The 16,904-nt window shown below is 68.4% G+C and carries 15 protein-coding genes; 1 reads left to right on the top strand and 14 read right to left on the bottom strand.

Translation table 11 applies throughout. The features are described 5' to 3' along the window. Positions 1-28 precede the first annotated feature (28 nt). The 3 genes from FCK90_RS00830 to FCK90_RS00820 are packed head-to-tail and all read right to left on the bottom strand — an operon-like array spanning position 29 to position 3,131. Entirely contained in the window at positions 29-970 is a 942-nt protein-coding gene (locus tag FCK90_RS00830; RefSeq protein WP_158032412.1) for a type II secretion system F family protein, read from the bottom strand. Then, positions 967-1,827 carry a type II secretion system F family protein gene (locus FCK90_RS00825; protein ID WP_158032411.1) on the bottom strand — a complete coding sequence of 287 codons (861 nt, stop codon included), beginning with the start codon at positions 1,825-1,827 and terminating at the stop codon, positions 967-969. Before FCK90_RS00825 ends, FCK90_RS00830 begins: the two co-directional genes overlap by 4 nt. Next, the gene (locus FCK90_RS00820) at positions 1,827-3,131 is read right to left on the bottom strand and encodes a TadA family conjugal transfer-associated ATPase (protein WP_158032410.1); all 1,305 of its coding nucleotides are present in this window, start codon (positions 3,129-3,131) and stop codon (positions 1,827-1,829) included. The genes FCK90_RS00825 and FCK90_RS00820 overlap by 1 nt, the downstream gene beginning before the upstream one ends. A 461-nt stretch (positions 3,132-3,592) precedes the next feature. On the opposite strand from FCK90_RS00820, the gene FCK90_RS00815 reads away from it, so the two are divergent. Then, a complete protein-coding gene (locus FCK90_RS00815; protein ID WP_158032409.1) occupies positions 3,593-4,102 on the top strand; it encodes a GyrI-like domain-containing protein in 510 nt (169 codons plus the stop codon). A gap of 87 nt (positions 4,103-4,189) precedes the next feature. Here the strand turns inward: FCK90_RS00815 and FCK90_RS00810 are convergent, their stop codons facing one another. The 11 genes from FCK90_RS00810 to FCK90_RS00760 form a co-directional block, all read right to left on the bottom strand. After that, positions 4,190-4,921, bottom strand: coding sequence for a CoA transferase subunit B (locus tag FCK90_RS00810; protein ID WP_281347430.1), 732 nt, complete (start codon positions 4,919-4,921; stop codon positions 4,190-4,192). After that, positions 4,918-5,724, bottom strand: a complete 807-nt coding sequence (locus FCK90_RS00805; protein WP_158032408.1) for a CoA transferase subunit A — start codon at positions 5,722-5,724, stop codon at positions 4,918-4,920. The genes FCK90_RS00810 and FCK90_RS00805 overlap by 4 nt, the downstream gene beginning before the upstream one ends. 45 nt (positions 5,725-5,769) lie before the next feature. Beyond that, positions 5,770-6,555 carry a 3-hydroxybutyrate dehydrogenase gene (locus FCK90_RS00800; protein ID WP_158032407.1) on the bottom strand — a complete coding sequence of 262 codons (786 nt, stop codon included), beginning with the start codon at positions 6,553-6,555 and terminating at the stop codon, positions 5,770-5,772. A gap of 105 nt (positions 6,556-6,660) precedes the next feature. Next, positions 6,661-7,878 (bottom strand): acetyl-CoA C-acetyltransferase, encoded by a 1,218-nt coding sequence (locus FCK90_RS00795; protein ID WP_158032406.1) that lies wholly within the window; start codon positions 7,876-7,878, stop codon positions 6,661-6,663. Positions 7,879-7,953: 75 nt separating this feature from the next. Then, complete coding sequence (locus FCK90_RS00790) at positions 7,954-9,492, bottom strand: GntP family permease (RefSeq protein WP_158032405.1); 1,539 nt, start codon at positions 9,490-9,492, stop codon at positions 7,954-7,956. Positions 9,493-9,689: 197 nt separating this feature from the next. Next, positions 9,690-10,859 carry a PucR family transcriptional regulator gene (locus FCK90_RS00785; RefSeq protein ID WP_158032404.1) on the bottom strand — a complete coding sequence of 390 codons (1,170 nt, stop codon included), beginning with the start codon at positions 10,857-10,859 and terminating at the stop codon, positions 9,690-9,692. 35 nt (positions 10,860-10,894) lie between these two features. Beyond that, entirely contained in the window at positions 10,895-11,860 is a 966-nt protein-coding gene (locus FCK90_RS00780; protein ID WP_158032403.1) for an ABC transporter ATP-binding protein, read from the bottom strand. Positions 11,861-11,866: 6 nt separating this feature from the next. Continuing rightward, positions 11,867-12,739, bottom strand: a complete 873-nt coding sequence (locus FCK90_RS00775; RefSeq protein WP_158032402.1) for an ABC transporter permease — start codon at positions 12,737-12,739, stop codon at positions 11,867-11,869. A gap of 127 nt (positions 12,740-12,866) precedes the next feature. Continuing rightward, positions 12,867-14,888: a glycosyltransferase gene (locus FCK90_RS00770; RefSeq protein WP_425481674.1), complete on the bottom strand. Its 2,022-nt coding sequence runs from the start codon at positions 14,886-14,888 to the stop codon at positions 12,867-12,869. Further along, entirely contained in the window at positions 14,885-16,072 is a 1,188-nt protein-coding gene (glf, locus tag FCK90_RS00765) for a UDP-galactopyranose mutase (protein WP_158032401.1), read from the bottom strand. Before glf ends, FCK90_RS00770 begins: the two co-directional genes overlap by 4 nt. A gap of 196 nt (positions 16,073-16,268) precedes the next feature. Further along, positions 16,269-16,712, bottom strand: a complete 444-nt coding sequence (locus FCK90_RS00760) for a hypothetical protein (protein ID WP_158032400.1) — start codon at positions 16,710-16,712, stop codon at positions 16,269-16,271. Positions 16,713-16,904 lie beyond the last annotated feature (192 nt).

The following is a 16,904-nucleotide window of genomic DNA, read 5'->3' as shown; positions in this document are numbered from 1 at the left end:
TATCTGTCATCTGGGAGCGGCCGTCGGGTCACAACTCGAGCCTGAGAACGGCGATGCCTGGAAATACGGCGAACAGGACGGAAAGCGGGAGTACGAGGAAGACGAGCGGGACCATCATGGCGATCTCCTTGCGCCCCGCGATCTCCATGAGCTCGCGTTTGTCCTCGTCACGAACGTCCTGGGCCTGGGCACGCAGCACCTCGGCGAGCGGGGTGCCGCGTTCGAGCGCGACCACGATCCCGTCCACGAATCGTGAGATGTGCGATACCCCCACCCGGTCGGAGAATTCCTGCAGGGCCTGTACCAGCGGCACCCCTGATCTGGTCCGGGCGAGCACCGCTCGGAACTGCTCGGCGAGCACGCCGTCCGCCACGCGGCTCACCCGTTCCAGGGCCCCCAGCGTGGATTCGCCGGCACCCACGGACAATGCCAGCAGTTCCGCGACCGCCGGGAATTCGGCGAGCATCCGGTTCTCCCGGGAGGTGATGCGCTGGTTCAGCCACCATCCCCGCCACCAGAGACCTGCCGCCGCCCCCGCTACGGCGATGATCCCCACCGCCATCAGCGGGGCCTCCAGCCGCAGGACCGCGGCGATCGCCCACACCAGGCCCAGGGTGGCACCGACGACTGCGGCCAGCACCTGCTCCGCCCGATAGTCGGACACCGTGCGGTCGGCACCCTCGCGTTCGAGTCTGCCCCGCAACTGGCGCAAGGACTCTCCGGACGTCCTTCGGTCCCATATCTGGGTGATCGGAGAGACCAGATACGAGGCGATTCCCAGGGCGCCCCGTTCCCGCCTCGCACGCGCTTGCTCGGCGTGGCGCACGGTGGCATCCGTGGCGCGCATCTGTCCCAGCACCCGGCGAGTCAGCTTCCTCCCGGTGCGCGTCGGCGCCGGCAGGAGCATCAGCCAGAGACCACAGGCCAGGAGGCAACCGAGCCCCAGCGGGACGGCGAAGGGCACGCTCATCGCAGCACCCGTTCGGGCTCGGGCAGGGCGCCCAGCCGCAGCATGAGACGGTAGGCGATCACCGAGATGCCCAGTCCGCCGACCAGCACGACGGCGCCGGCTGGTGAATCGTAGGCCTGTACGGCGGCGGGCTGGCTGGACATCAGGAGCAGGATCAGCCACGGGGCCGCCACCGACAGGCGTGCGGCGTTGACGGTCCAGGACTGGCGCGCCTCCAGTTCGCTGCGCGTCCGGGAGTTCTCCCGCAAGAACTCGGAGAGCGTGCCCAGCAGCCGCCCCAGATCGGTGCCGCCCACCTCCCGCGTCACTCGCAGGGACTCGACGATGTTGTCGGCAACGGGATCTGCCAGCTCCGCCTTGAGTGCGTCGAGGGCCGGGATGAACTGGCCGGTGGCCCGGTAGTCCGCCGCGAATCGCGCAAAAGCGGGTTGCACTGCCTCAGGGCCGCGATGCTGGAGCTGTGCCAGCGCCTCGGGCAATGACATACCCGCCCGGATCGCCGACCGGAGCAGGTCCACCACATCGGGCCATACGGTGCGCAGTTGCTTGGCCCGCCGCCGCATCCGTTGCCCCAGCAAGGCCCAGGGAATGAACGTGGCCACGATTCCGGCGCAGACGGCGAACACGATGCCCCCGCTCACGGCCCAGACCACGATGGCGCCGAGCAGCATGCACAGAACAGACAAGGCGATCAGGGCTCCCGGGCGGACATCATGCAGGCCCGCTCGGTCCAGCCGGCTGCGGAGGACACCGTCACGATGGGCGCGTCGCGGGCCGGCCGCTTCCGGGCGTTCCCAGAAGGACCACCAGATCAAGAAGACTCCTGCACCCAACATCAGGCCCAGGACGAGTCCCATCAGAGCCCCCGTCTCTCTGAGCCAGGAGGTGCTTCCGCACCCGGAGCGTCGAGCAGCCCTGCGGCCGGCACCCCTGCCAACTCGAATTTCTGGGCCGCCGGAACTTCCGCGGCGGCGGGAGTCAGGTCGCCGTCGACACGCCGGAAGACCGGGAAGGTCTCGATCACCCCGTTCTCGACCCGGTTGCCCAGGGCCAGGACCTCGTCGACCTCGCGGTGCCCGTCGGCACGGCGCCGGCAGTGGACCACCAGATCGAAACAGGCGGCAACGGTCGGCACCACGAACTGCGATGAGATGTTCTCCCCCGCCAGCAGTGGCAGAGTGCAGATCTTGGTCACCGCATCCCTGGCCGAATTGGCGTGGATACTGCACATACCGGGCAGACCGGAGTTCAAGGCGATGAGCATGTCCAGAGACTCCGCCTCACGTACTTCACCCACGATCAAGCGGTCAGGCCGCATCCGCAGGGCTTCCTTGACCAGACGCCGGAGGGCGATCTCTCCCGTTCCCTCCAGATTCGCCTGACGGCACTGCATCCCTACGACGTCACGCAGCGGCACCTGCAGCTCGAAGATCTCCTCTACGGTGACCACCCGCTGACGAGGGTCGATTTCGGCGCACAGACAGTTCAGCATCGTCGTCTTGCCGGCTTGAGTCGCTCCGGACACCAGGATGTTCAGGCCTGCCCGTACGGAAGCGGCGAGAAAACGAGCCGCCTGCGGTGACATGGAACCCAGCCCGACCAGGTCGGACAGCCGGCGGGCAGCCACGATGAACTTACGGATATTGACCGACCAGTGCTCTCGTGTCACATCGGGGATCACGACGTGCAGCCTGGAGCCGTCAGGGAGCGAGGCGTCTACGAAGGGCGAACTCAGATCCAGTCGACGGCCGGAACGCCGCAGCATCCGTTCCACGAGACGCCGCACCTCGTCGTTCTCCACCCGCAGCCCTGTGAGTTCGGATTCGCCGCCGCGTGCCACGAAGACCTGGTCCGGACCGTTGATCCAGATCTCCTCGACCGTCGCGTCGTCCAGCAGGGGCTGGAGCACGCCGAAGCCTGCCACGGCGTCGAGTACCTCGCCCCGTGTCGCCTCCAGGTCCACGAAGGAGGCCAGCCCCATCCTGGCCGACGTCTGGTCGTAGTCCTGCAGCACCGTCTCGATGATCTTGGCCGCTTCGTCCGGGCTCTCCACGGGGTCCAGGCCCTGGTGCCGCACCCGCTCTCGGACGGTTTCCAGGACCCACCCCAGGGCCTGGTCCTCCGTGCCGAGCGCATCCGGCGTCTGATCACCTGCGGCCATCGCCGCATGGAGCCGTGACGTATGCCGTCGGCCTCCCCGAGTGGCCAGCTGCGCCATCGCTCCCCCTGCTCAAGACACCCTGCGACCAGTTCCTCACTGGCCCGGGGACGACGCTGAGAGCACCGGCCCTGGACGGATATGGTTACGCCACGAATCTAAACGCCATCCGCCGACCGTCGTCAGCCCCCTTCCGAAAGCTGTGGAAAACTCGGCGTGACCAGCGACGACGTCCTGACGCTCGGGCTCAACGCTTCGACGCATCATGTGCCTCTATCTACATGTGGGCTGTCGGGCGGACGCATCGGGTGGCTCGGAGAACAGCAGGATCGGACACTCTTCCGCCCGTGCCGCCTCGGTAGAGTCAGAGCCGAGAGTCCGTCACCGCCGCCGGTCGCGAACGTCATCCGCCCCCGGGAGGAGTGACCGAGGCTCTCGCCAGCTGACCAGGTCAAGGAGAGATCATGTCCCAGCCATCTGCACCTGAAGCATCCTCACCCGAGCCGTTCGACGGGCTCGTGGTTTTCGACGCCCCGGAGACGCCGACCGTCGTCGCACGCCAGGCGAACCTGCCGATGACGGACATGGCTCCGTTCTACGATTCCACCTTCACCGCCTTGTTCCCGGCACTTGCCGCGGAAGGGGTCGCCCCCACGGGCGCGGCCTTCGGCCTGTACACCAGCGTTCCCTCGGAGACGGTGGACCTCGAGGCCGGGGTCCCGGTGGACCGCGCGCCCGAGAACCTGCCCGATGGGCTGCTGGTCTCCGCGCTGCCGGCCGGCAAGATCGCGGCCACCACCTATGTGGGGCCCTACGACGGGCTGGGGACCGCCTGGGGCACGTTCATGGAACAGGTCGCCGCTGCGGGGCACACCGCGGCCATACCGTTCTGGGAGGTCTACGTCACGGAGCCCAGCCCGGACTCCGATCCCACGACGCTGCGGACGGATCTCTACACGCTCCTGGAGCCCTAGAGGACCCAGCGACCCCGCCGAGTGGTGAGTTGAGCCGCCCATCAGCGCTGATGGGCGGCTCAACTCACCACTCGGCGGGAAGGGAGCTCAGTCCGCGACCAGCTCCGCGCCCGTGAGCTCCCGCACCTGCTCCGCGCTGACCCCCGGTGCGTTCTCCACCAGCACGAGCCGTGGCTCCGTGTCGTTGCCCGCCACGTCGATCACCGCCAGGTTGGTGATGATGCGGTTCACCACGCCCCTGCCGGTCAGGGGCAGGGTGCACGTGGGCAAGATCTTGGGGGTGCCGTCCTTGGCGCAGTGATCCATGAGCACCACCACCCGGCCCGCTCCGTGGACCAGATCCATGGCCCCGCCCATGCCCTTGACCATCTTGCCGGGGACCATCCAGTTGGCCAGGTCGCCGGCGGCGGAGACCTGCATGGCGCCCAGCACGGCGACGTCGATCTTGCCGCCCCGGATCATGCCGAAGGACAGTGCGGAGTCGAAGTAGGAGGCTCCGGGGAGGACCGTCACGGTCTCCTTACCCGCGTTGATGAGATCCGGGTCGACCTCTGCCTCGTCCGGGTAGGGACCCACGCCGAGGATCCCGTTCTCGGACTGCAGGACCACCGTGCGTCCTTCGGGAAGGTAGTTCGGGATCAGGGTGGGCATCCCGATCCCCAGGTTCACGTAGGCGCCGTCGGGAAGCTCCTGGGCGGCACGGGCCGCCATCTCCGCCCGCGTCCAGCCGGCCGGCCGCTCCTGAGCGGGCGGCGGGCCGCCGGCGGGTGCGTCTTCCCGGAGTGCGGTCCGGGTCTCGTCGCTGTTATCGGCCGTCACTTCTGCTCCTCCGCGTCGTGTCCGGGTTCCTGGACCGTTCGTTTCTCGATGGGCTTCTCGATATCCGGGCCGACCTCGACGATCCGGTGCACGTAGACACCGGGCAGATGGACGTGGTCCGGGTCCAGCTCGCCGGCCTCCACGAGCTCCTCCACCTGGGCGATGCAGATCCTCCCGGCCATGGCCGCGGGAGGCGAGAACTGCCGGGCGGCCTTGTTGAAGACCAGGTTCCCGTGCCGGTCGCCCTTGAGCGCGTGGACCAGGGCGTAGTCCGTCACGATCGACTCCTCCAGGACGTACTGCTCCTCGGACTGCTCCTTGGCCGGCCCGGGGGTGAAGGCCCTGACGTCCTTCGGGGAGGAGGCCTTGGCCACCTGCCCTGCGGCGTCGTAGCGCATGGGCAGCCCGCCTTCGGAGACCTGCGTCCCCACGCCGGAGCGGGTGAAGAAGGCCGCGATGCCCGACCCGCCCGCGCGTAGCTTTTCCGCGAGCGTGCCCTGCGGAACCAGCTCGACCTCCAGCTCGCCTTCCAGGTACTGCCGGGCGAACTCCTTGTTCTCGCCGACGTAGGAGGAGGTCATCTTGGCGATCCGGCCGGCGGCGAGCAGGATGCCCAGGCCCCAGCCGTCGACGCCGCAGTTGTTGGAGACGGCGCCGAGCCGCCCGGCGCCTTGGTCCAGGAGCGCCTCGATCAACTGGATCGGGTTCCCGGAGAGCCCGAAACCGCCCACCGCGAGGGACGCGCCGTCGGGGATGTCGGCCACCGCCTCCGCCGCCGAGGCCACCGTCTTGTCCAGCGTCATGCTCAGTTCCTTTCGCGTGCTCTCGTGTTCGGGTGACGACGATCGTCAGCGTGCGGTCCAGGCGCCGTCCATCGTGTAGGAGGCACCTGTCACCATCCCCGCATGCTCACCGGCCAGCCACGTGGCCAGGGAGGCCACCTCGGCCGGCTCGACCAGCCGCTTGATGGGGGAATTGGCCAGCATGACCTGCTGCAGCACCTGGTCCTCGTCGATGGAGTTGATGCGGGCCTGATCGGCGATCTGCTTCTCCACCAGCGGAGTGCGCACGTAGGACGGGTTGATGCAGTTGGCGGTCACCCCGTGCTCGGCTCCTTCCAGGGCCGCCACCTTGGACAGGCCCTGGAGGCCGTGTTTCGCCGCGATGTAGGCGCTCTTGTACGGGGAGGCCACCAGCCCGTGGATCGAGGAGATATTAATGATCCGCCCGAAACCGCGTTCGTACATGCCCGGCAGCACCGCCCGCATCAGCAGGAACGGCGCTTCGAGCATGAGCCGCTGGATGAACCGCCAGTCGTCCGGGACGAACTCGTGGATCGGGGCGATGCGCTGGATCCCCGCATTGTTGACCAGGATGTCCGCGTCCAGGGAGAGCTCCTCCAGGGCGGCAGTGTCCGAGAGGTCCGCGGCCCAACTGCGACCGCCGAGCTCCTCGGCCAGGGCCTGGGCGGCATCGGCGTTGATGTCGGCCACGGTGACCTCGGCACCGGCCTCGGCGAAGGCCCTGGCGCAGGCCTCGCCGATACCGGAGGCTCCCCCGGTCACGATCGCCCGGCGGCCTTCCAAGGGCCGGGCCGCGGGGGCCTGCGGGTCACGGGATGTTGCGGTGGTCATGGTCGGGCTCCTTGAAGAATCGGTGTCGAGCGAAGGTCGGTATCGGGACCGCGGTTGCGGTGCTGGTGGTCAGCGCCGGTCTGGGCAGCAGCGCCAGGACGGCGATCAGCGGCTCAGCAGGAGGGCGTCGCCCTGACCCCCGCCACCGCACAGGGAGACCGCGGCTTTTCCGGTGCCACGGCGGGACAGCTCGAGCGCCGCGGTGAGCACCAGCCGGGCTCCGGAGGCCCCGATGGGGTGGCCCAGGGCGATCGCGCCGCCGTGGATATTGGTCTTCTCCAGGGGGTAGTCCAGGTCGGCCAGGGACTGGCAGGCCACCGCCCCGAAGGCCTCGTTGATCTCCACGAAATCCAGGTCGGCCACCTGCCAGCCCGCTGTTCCGACGGCGGCGCGGATCGCCCGTGACGGCTGGGAGTGCAGGGACGAGTCCGGGCCGGCCACCTGGCCCGCCGCCCCGATCGTGGCCAGGACGGTCAGTCCGTGGGCCTCGGCGAAGCTGCGGGAGGTCACGACGACGGCGGCCGCACCGTCGGACAGGGGCGAGGAGTTGCCCGCGGTGATCGAGGCCTCGGGTCCGCTGGCGAATGCGGGGCGCAGCCGGCCCATCGACTCCGCGCTGGCGTCCGGACGGACGCCCTCGTCATCCTGCACGAGCACCGGATCGCCCTTGCGCTGCGGGATCTCCACGGGAACGATCTCCCGCGCGAAGGTCCCGGCCTCCTGTGCTGCCGCGGCCCGCCGGTGGGAGGCGGCCGCGACCACATCCTGAGACTTCCGGTCCAGGCCGCGGGCGGCGTTGCCCTCTTCGGTGAGCTCCCCCATGGGCTGGCGCGTCAGGGCGTCCGTCAGGCCATCGTGGGCCACGGAGTCCACCAGCTCCGCGGAGCCGTACTTGTGGCCCGCTCGTGAGCCGGGCAGCAGATGCGGGGCGTTGGTCATGGACTCCTGGCCGCCTGCCACCACGGCATCGGCCTCGCCCAGCCGGATCAGCCGCGCCGCGTCGATCACGGCGCTCAGCCCGGACAGGCAGACCTTGTTGACGGTCACGGCGGGGGTCTCCCACCCGATCCCGGCGCCGAGCGCCGACTGGCGTGCCGGGTTCTGGCCGCAGCCCGCCTGCACCACCTGGCCCATGATCACGGTGTCGATGCTCTCGGCGGGGACGCCGGAGCGTTCCAGGGCCCCGCGGATGGCGTGGGCGCCGAGGTCGCCGGCGGTCAGGGTCTTCTGCGCCCCCAGCAACCGCGTGAACGGGGTGCGTGCCCCGCCCACGATGACGGCGTCGGTCCCGGCCTCGTGAATCGCTGCGTTATCGGTGCTCATGGTGTTCTCTCTCGTCTCTGCCTGATTGTCATTCTGTTCACTCCGTGGTGGAGCCTGGAGCCTCGAGCGGCTGGATCAGAAGGATCCGACCAGGCTGACCAGGAGCACCAGGACGGCCACGGTCACCACCGGGGCGACGATCGTCACCATGGCCATGTCCTTGTAGGACTGCCGGTGGGTCAGCCCGCAGACCAGCAGCAAGGTGATCACGGCGCCCGAGTGCGGCAGGGTGTCGAGGCCGCCGGCGGCCATGGCCGTGAGCCGGTGCATCGCCTCCAGGCTGACGCCCTGGTCCACGGCCATGGTGCGCAGCTGCTCGCCGAAGGCGTTGAGGGCGATGGTCATGCCGCCGGAGGACGAGCCCGTGATCGCTGCGGTGACCGAGGTCGACAGGACGGAGGTGACCAGGGCGTTGCCGCCCGCGTTGAAGATCGCGTCCCGCACGACGGCGAAAGCGGCGACCGAGGCGATGACCGCCCCGTAGGCGACCTCGGAGGAGACGCTGAAGATCGGCAGCAGGGAGCCCTTGACCCCGTCCACGAAGCTCTGCTTGAGCGCCCCGAACTCCCGGAAGTTCAGGGCCACGATGCTCAGGATCGCCGCCGTCAGGGCCACGATGACGGCCCACACCCCGGCCCTGCTGCTCAGGGCGATCGAGCCGAACTGCTCTTCCTGGAGGTACGACCAGTCCATGGCGGGGAACAGCCACAGGGTACAGCCGAAGTTCACGACGAAGACCACCAGCAGGGGGACGAAGGCGACGAACCCGTTGGCCGGGGACAGCACGGCCACGCTGCCGGAGGAGCCTCGCTGCTCCTCCTTGACGGAGGTCTTCGTCTCGACCGACGTCTCCGTCCGGGTCGTGCCGTGTTCGCGGTCCCTCCGGCCGCCGCCCTGCGCCCGCTCCGACCCCGAGCGCCGGGAGCGCCCGGCCCGGAGGGCGAAGAGCCCGGTCCGGGTGGGGACCTCCGATCCGAAGTGCTCGCCGTTGCGGATCATGGAGCTGCGCCGGTATTCCAGCCAGGCCATGCCCAGGCCGAGGATCATGGCGGTGCCCAGAAGGCCCACTCCGGGCGCGGCGAAGCCGTTGGTGCCGAAGAACTGCCCGGGGATGATGTTCTGCACCTGCGGGCTGCCGGGCAGTGCGGTCATGGTGAACGTGAAGATGCCCAGGGCGATGGTGGCCGGGATCAGCCTGCGCGGGATGTCCGCCACCCGGAAGAGTTCGCGGGCCAGCGGGTACATCACGAACGCCACCACGAACAGGCTGATGCCGCCGTAGGTCATCAGGGCGGAGGTCACCACGGTCGCCAACAGCGCGCTACGGGCACCCAGGACCCTGGCCACGGTGGTGGCGATGTGCTCGGCATAACCCGTCGTCGTCATCAGGATGCCGAAGATCGCGCCCAGCAGGAAGAGCGGGAAGTACGACCCGACGAAGCCGGCCAGGGCCGGCATGAAGATCTCCGTATAGGAGGCCAGGATCGGTGCCCCCGAGAAGACCAGTGCCACGATCGCGCTGATGGGCGCCGCGATGACCACGGGCACTCCCCGGTAGGCCAGCGTCATCAACAGGATCAGCGACAGGATGATGCCGATAATGCCCAAGAGCATGGAAGCTCCCCCTGAATACTTTCGGCGGGCCGGTCCGGCCCGCGAGGGTGGTTACAGTCACGCGCATCCGCCGGAAGTGATCCGGAAGGAGCGACCACACAAGCTTCGCCGGGGAGTGTGTCCTGCACCACGTCTCACGGTGCAAGCGTTCACGGCCTCATTCGTACGCAGCTACAAGACGCTCGAGGAGCACGAGGTCAGCGGCCGCCGGGCGCCGTGCCGGAGGCCAGCGCCCAGGCGATCTCGAAGAGGTCGTCGAGATCGCTGAGGTCGGCAGCGGTCAGGTCCTCAAACCGGCGCAGCCGGTAGCGCAGGGTATTGACGTGCACGGGAATGGCAGCGGCAGCGCGGGGAATGCTCATCCCGTGCTGCAGGTAGGCCGTCAGCGCTTCGATGACGTGCGTCCCGAATTCCCCGTGTTCCCGGGCCGGGGCGAGGAACCGCTCCTGGAGCATCGCGGAGGTCTCCGGGCTGGCGGTGACACCCATCCGCCACGACAACCGCTCGAGGTCGACCACCCCGGTGGTACCGGTCTGCTGCGCGGCCTGCAGCACCCGCGTGGCGGCCGCGTAGGAGCCGGGAAGCTCGTCCAGGGTGACGGGCGGGCCGAGGGCCAGGATCGTCCCGGCGGGAAGCGGCGAATCCTCCAGGTCGCCCCACAGGATCCCGATCGCCCCCGGGGCATGCGGCGCCGTGACCAGGCGGGCGGCTCCCGTATCAGCTGAGGTGATGAGCTCCTCGGCCGAGGGTCCGCCGCCGTTGCCGTCGTCCGGCGGCAGGACGATGCTGACCGCCCTCAGGGGCCGGTCGATCGGGACGCCGTAGGCGGTCGCCCCGCGGCGCAGGTCGGCCGGGGGCATCCCCCTGACCACGGCCTCCACGAGCCACTGCATCTTCCGTGCCGAGTCGGCCACCGCCGCGGTGATCGCGGCATCCTGGTAGACCCTCAGCGCACGTGCCGAGAAGGCATCGCCCAGGGCCCACAACGAAGTGCTGCACGAGAGCGCCTCGGCCGCGGAGACGCCGTACTGCGGAGCCAGGGCCAGCAGCCGCCGGAGGATCACGGACATGCACTCCCGGAAGCCCGCGTTGACCGTGCCCAGGGCGACCCCCTGGGCCAGCCGCTCGATGGCCAGTTCCTCGGCCTCGGGGATCTCCGTCTCGACCGGGGCCCGGCGCCCCTGGACCACCCGGATGCTGAGGTCCAGGTTGCGCCGGACCGATTTCTCCAGGGAGTCGAGTCCGACGCCGTCGTAGCCGGGCACACGGTCCAGGATGCCCCGGACCGCCTCGGGCACGATCGTCTCGTCGCCCGGCAGGTCGGCCAGCAGCTCGTGCAGCCCCTGCCGGTGCTCGGCCTGGCTCATCTCACCTTCCGTAGCCGCGACGACGACGGCGCCGCTCAGCGTCCCTTGGTGCGCTTGATCTTGCTGGGGTCGTCCAGATCCTCCGGATCGTCCAGTTCGGGATCGTACTCCGGCACGAAGGTCTCGCCGCGTGCGGCGGCCTCCTCCGCTGCCTTCTGCCGTTCCTCGTGCTTCCAGTACAGGCGGCGCTCCACCCGCTCGTTCTGCTCGCGCTGGACCTCCTCGACAGGGCGATCGCGCAGCCTGGCGACCGCCCCGACGGAGGAGCCGTCGTAGGTGATGCGGCCGTGCTCCAGCACGATCCCGCGTTCGCAGATGTCCATGATCAGGTCCAGGTCGTGGGAGACCACCACCAGGGTCTTGCCGCGGCGGACCAGGTCCTTGATCCGAGCGATGCACTTCTTCTGGAACGGCTCGTCGCCCACCGAGAGGATCTCGTCCACCAGGAACACTTCCGGGTCCGTGTGGATCGCCACGGCGAAGGCCAGGCGCAGGTACATACCCGAGGAGTAGAACTTCACCTCGGTGTCGATGAACTCCCCGATCTCGGAGAAGGCCACGATGTCATCGAACTTCGCGTCGATCTCGGCCTTGTCCATGCCCAGGATCGCCCCGTTGAGGTACACGTTGTCCCGGCCCGTGAGGTCCGGATGGAAACCAGCGCCCACCTCGATCAGGCCGGCGACCTTCCGCCGGGTGCCCACGGAGCCGGAGTCCGGGTGCATCACGCCGGAGATCATCTTCAGCGTGGTGGATTTGCCCGAGCCGTTGAAGCCGAGCAGGGCCACGGTCTCGCCGTCGTGAATGTCGAAGGTGACCCCGTCCAGGGCCTTGAAACGGTCGGAGAGATCGCCCTTGCGGCCTTTGACCAGCCACACGAACGCTTCTTTGATCGACCGGGTGTGGCGCAGGACGAACCACTTGGTCATGTCCTTGGCGCGGATCGCCACGGTCTCCTCGCTGTGGACGACTCCGGGCTTCTTGAAGGGGATGGTGGTCATGACGGCTCAGAGCTCCTGGGCGAAGTTGCCCTCGTGACGGCGGAACAGGGCGTCCCCGGCCACCATGGTCAGCACCGCGATCACCAGCGCAATGGGGGTCCATATGGTCAGCAGATGCGGTGGCATGTGCCACAGCTCCGCATCGTTCACCGTGGGATACCAGAGGCCGTAGTGGAAGAGCTCCACGGCGACGGTGATGGGGTTCAGGAAGTAGACGTAGTACACCCAGTCCCACAGCTGGTCGCGCACCATGGTCCAGGAATAGAGCACCGGGGAGGCCCAGGTGGCGACCATGAGGATCATGTCCACGAAGTTCTCCGCATCGCGGAAGAACACGTTGAAGGTCGCGAAGATCAGGCCGAGACCCAGGGCGAAGACGGCGATGATCAGGCACGCCACCGGGATGGCGAGCACCTGCTTGACGTCCACGCCGGTGAACCAGCCCGTGGCGAAGGCCGCGATGGCCAGGATGATGATCTGCGGGACGAAATGCACCATGGCCACGAAGAGGTTGGCCACCGGGAACAGCTGCCTGGGCAGGTAGATCTTCTTGAGCAGACCGCCATTGTCCGTGATGGAGCGGGAGGCGTTGCCGAAGATCTCGCTGAAGAAGTTGATCAGCACGATGCCCGAGAACAGGTAGACCGCGAAGTTCTCCAGCCCGCGGTTCAGCCCCAGAAAGACGCCCAGCGCGATGAAGAACACGGCGAACTGCACGCCCGGCTTCAGATAGGACCACACCAGGCCCAGCACCGTCCCGCGGTACCGGATCTGGATCTCCTTGTCCACGATCAGCCGCAGCAGATAGCGGTTGTGGAACACGTCCAGCAACCCTCTGCCCTTGCCCGGGGTCATCAACTCCGGCGCGGGTGCGCTCATGCTTGCTCCTTGGGTTGTGACGGCCGGCCACGACTCAGCCACCGTGACCGGCCACGCGCCCCCGGGACGATACTCCGGAGGGCACGGGCCGCCGGTCGCCGCGGCCTTCCGGCGGCGGCGACCGGGTTTACTTCTCGACGGGCGGGTTGTCCTGGAAGGTCTGCCCCCAGGACTGGGGGGAGGTGATCTGCGGAAGCGCCTCGCGGTACTGCTTGGCCAGGGCCTCCCATCGGGAGAACAGCTCCGCGTGCAGCCTGGCACTGCGGGCCAGCAGGTCCCGGACGGCCTGGGGGTCGCGCTTGTACCAGGACGCGCCGGTGCCATCGGCGTTGGAGACCACGGCCGAGTCCAGCGTGGACAGGTGGTACCACTTGCCGTCCTGGTGGGCGACCTGCTCCTCGGGGTGCGTCTTGGCCAGGTCCCGCACCGGCAGCGCGATCTGCTTGACCACGGTCTTGGCGGCCCAGGGCAGCAGTGCGCGGTAGGTGGGCGGCTTGGGCGGGCCGATGCGCTTGGGCGGCTTGGACCGCCTGGCCGCCGGGAAGTCTCCCGGATCCTTGCTGATCTGGGCGTCCGTGAATTCGTCCTTGAGCGCCCGGATCTCCGGCATCTTCGTGCCGAGCATCCCGTGCAGGTGCTCGGGGCCCCGGAGCACGTCCTCGATCGCCATGAGCACCGTGCTGGCAGCGTAGTACTGCATGGAGATCGTGTGCTTGGTGTCCACGTTGAAGGACTCGCGGATCATCCGCCCGCCCCGCGGGAACGGCGAATGCAGCAGGGCCGCGATCAGCCGGTTGCGCTCGTGGAAGTAGGCCTGCCAGTCGACGGCGTCGTCCTTGTCCATCCAGGACACGTGCCACACGGCAGCACCGGGCAGGGAGACCGTGGGGTACCCCGCCTCGGCCGCGCGCAACGAGTACTCGGAGTCGTCCCACTTGATGAACACGGGGAGGGAGAGGCCGACGTCCTCGAGGACCACCCGCGGGATCAGGCACATCCACCAGCCGTTGTAGTCGGCATCCCAGCGGCGGTGCAGCGTGGGCCGCGAGCGCAGCCCGGCCTCGGAGAAGTCCAGGCCGCCCAGGTCGTCGATGGGGCCCCACAGGAAGCGGTAGCGGTTGATCACCTCGGCGTAGCCGTTGAGCCGAGGCCGGTTGTACATGTCGAACATGTGGCCGCCCACGATGGTGGGCTTGCGGCAGAAGTCCGCGAAGGCGACGGCGCGCAGGACGCCCTCGGTCTCCAGCAGGATGTCGTCGTCGAGGATCAGCACGTAGTCGGACTTGGAGCCGTCCTCACGGCCCTGGACCACTTCGTACATGTTGCGGGAGAAGCCGCCCGAGCCGCCCAGGTTGCCCTGTCGGATCACGCGCAGCTTGCCGCCCATCGCGTCCTCGGTGGCGTCGAAGCCGTCCTCGTCCTCGACCAGCTTGTTGCCCTGGTCCACGATGATCAGCTCGTCCAGGACATCGTCGAGGCCGTCGGCCCCCGCGATGGTGCGGATGGTGTTCACGCAGTAGTCCGGGCGGTTGAACGTGGTCACGCCCAGCGTCACGGTGCCCGCGGGGCGGTCGTCGACGACGGACCAGGAGGCGCCCTCCAGCGTCATGCCCTCGTCGTCGGCGATCAGGTCGAACCAGTACCAGCCGCCGTCGCCGAAGGGCGCCAGGGTGAGCTCGAAGTCGTTGACCTCACCGCCCCGGACCCGGCGGTCCTCCACCCGCTGGGAGATCCCCCGGGCGTTGGAGCGGTAGACGATCAGCGAGCCGGAGCCCTGGGTGCCCACCGACAGCACGACCTTCTCCGCAGTGGTCCACCGGCGCCAGTACGAGGCCGGGAAGGCGTTGAAGTACGAGCCGAAGGACACCCGGCGCCCGGGACGGATCCGCATGGACCTGCGGGAGAGGAGGTCGTCGGGGTGCTCGGCGACCTCCGTTCCGGCGGCCGTCTGGCCTTCCTTGAGGACCGGGCCGTCCACGTAGAGCGGGAGGGCGTCCAGGTCCTGGTTCGCGGGAAGCACCACGCGGGCCACCTCGCGCAGCTTCTGCCCGTTGCGGCCCGGGGTGTTCGAGATCTTGGACAGGTATCCCTGGGCGTCCTGCTGGGACTCGGACTGCTCAGCTGCCTGCTCGGCGGTCTGCTCGCTCACGCGTCGATGCCTCCCGACTCGATCTTGTTGCCGCCCGAGAAGTGCGGGGCGATCTTGTTGTCGAACATGGACAGCGCGGCGCCGATGGCCATGTGCATGTCCAGGTACTTGTAGGTGCCCAGGCGTCCGCCGAACAGCACGGAGGACTCCCCCGCGGCGAGGTCGCGGTACTTGAGCAGCTTCTGGCGGTCGACGCTGGTGTTCACCGGGTAGTAGGGCTCGTCGCCCTTCTCCGCGAACCGTGAGAACTCGCGCATGATCACGGTGGCGTCCTTGGTGTAGTCGCGCTCCGGGTGGAAGTGGCGGAACTCGTGGATGCGCGTGAAGGGGACGTCGGCGTCGGGGTAGTTCATGACCGAGCAGCCCTGGAAGTCCTCGATCTCGAGGACCTCTTCCTCCAGGTCGATGGTGCGCCAGGACAGGTCGCCTTCGGCGTAGTCGAAGTACCGGTCGACGGGGCCGGTGTAGACCACCGGGACCTGGCCGACCACGTTGGCCTTGGAGAACTCCTGGGAGTCGTCGAAGAAGTCGGTGTTGAGGTGCACCTCGATGTTCGGCTGCGCCGCCATGCGCTCCAGCCAGGCGGTGTAACCGTCCACCGGAAGGCCCTCGTACTTGTCGTTGAAGTAGCGGTTGTCGTACGTGTAGCGCACCGGCAGGCGGGTGATGATCGAGGCGGGCAGCTCCTCCGGGGAGGTCTGCCACTGCTTGGCCGTGTAGTGCTTGATGAACGCCTCGTACAGCGGCCGCCCGATGAGCTGGATGCCCTTGTCGTTGAGGTTCTGCGGGTCCGTTCCCGCCAGCTCGCCGGCCTGCTCCTGGATCAGCGCCCTGGCCTCACCGGGGGAATACGCTCCCCGGAAGAACTGGTTGATGGTGCCCAGGTTGATGGGCATGGGGAACACCTCGCCCTGGTGGCGGGTGTAGACCTTGTGCACGTAGCCGGTGAACTCCGTGAAGCGGTTGACGTACTCCCACACCCGTTCGTTGGAGGTGTGGAACAGGTGGGCGCCGTAGCGATGCACCTCGATGCCCGTGCGATCCTCGCGCTCCGAATAGGCATTCCCGCCGATGTGGTGGCGCCGGTCGATGATCGCGACCTTCAGTCCCAGCTCGTTGGCAGCCCGTTCAGCGACGGTCAGGCCGAACAGGCCCGATCCGACCACGACAAGATCAGCGTTCACGATGTCTCCGTTCCCATTGCGTCCCCTGTCCCCACGATGCTGTGGCGAAGGAGTGACTTGCCGGCGCACAGGGGCACCGGTCCGGCATTATGCCCAAAGTACCGGAGTGCGCCATGAGGACAGCGCACCCCACGCAGTTTTGCGCGCGTGAAACGGTTCACGACGGCAGTGGCGGCGGGCGGGACGATCGTCGTCGTCACCGCAGCTCGGGGCGCAGTTCCTGCGTGGTCCAGTCGACGACGGGGCGCAGGAACAGGCACACCATGGCCGTCACGGCGGCGACGATGAGGACGACCGCGCCGATGGCGCTCATGGGGTAGACGATGGCACCGGCCGCCACGAGCGAGAACAGCTGGACGGTGAAGGCCGCGGCTCGCGGCCAGCGTTTCCCCCGCCACAGACCGCGGGCGGCGCCGGCCAGCCACAGGCATCCGGAGCCGAAGACCACGATCAGGAAGATGGCACCGGGCACGGACCACACCTGCCCCGTGGCCAGGGAGAAGACCATGTATGCGGCTCCGGCACCCAGGATCAACGCCTGGGCGCCGACGATCAGCACCAGGGGGACTATCGCCTGCGGTCGGACGGGCGCCGAGGCGGCGTCGCCGTCGGAACGTGCTGGACGGGTGGTTGAGGGCACTGCGGCTCCTTGCGGATACGGGTCGGCGATTCTGGTCGCGATTCGGGCGGGAGGAACTGCGCCGGAGCGCCACGATCGGGGTGGAGGGCAGCGTCACCGCCAGGGGATGCGAGCACGTCCGGCCTTTGCTGGGAAGCCCATCACATTTCGCTATGAAGTGGTGTGATGAACCTCCCAAACCCCTTGTTCACG

The sequence above is a fragment of the Kocuria coralli genome (genome assembly GCF_008831305.1).
Classification (GTDB): Bacteria; Actinomycetota; Actinomycetes; order Actinomycetales; family Micrococcaceae; genus Kocuria; species Kocuria coralli.
This window is presented reverse-complemented; position numbering and strand designations above follow the sequence as displayed.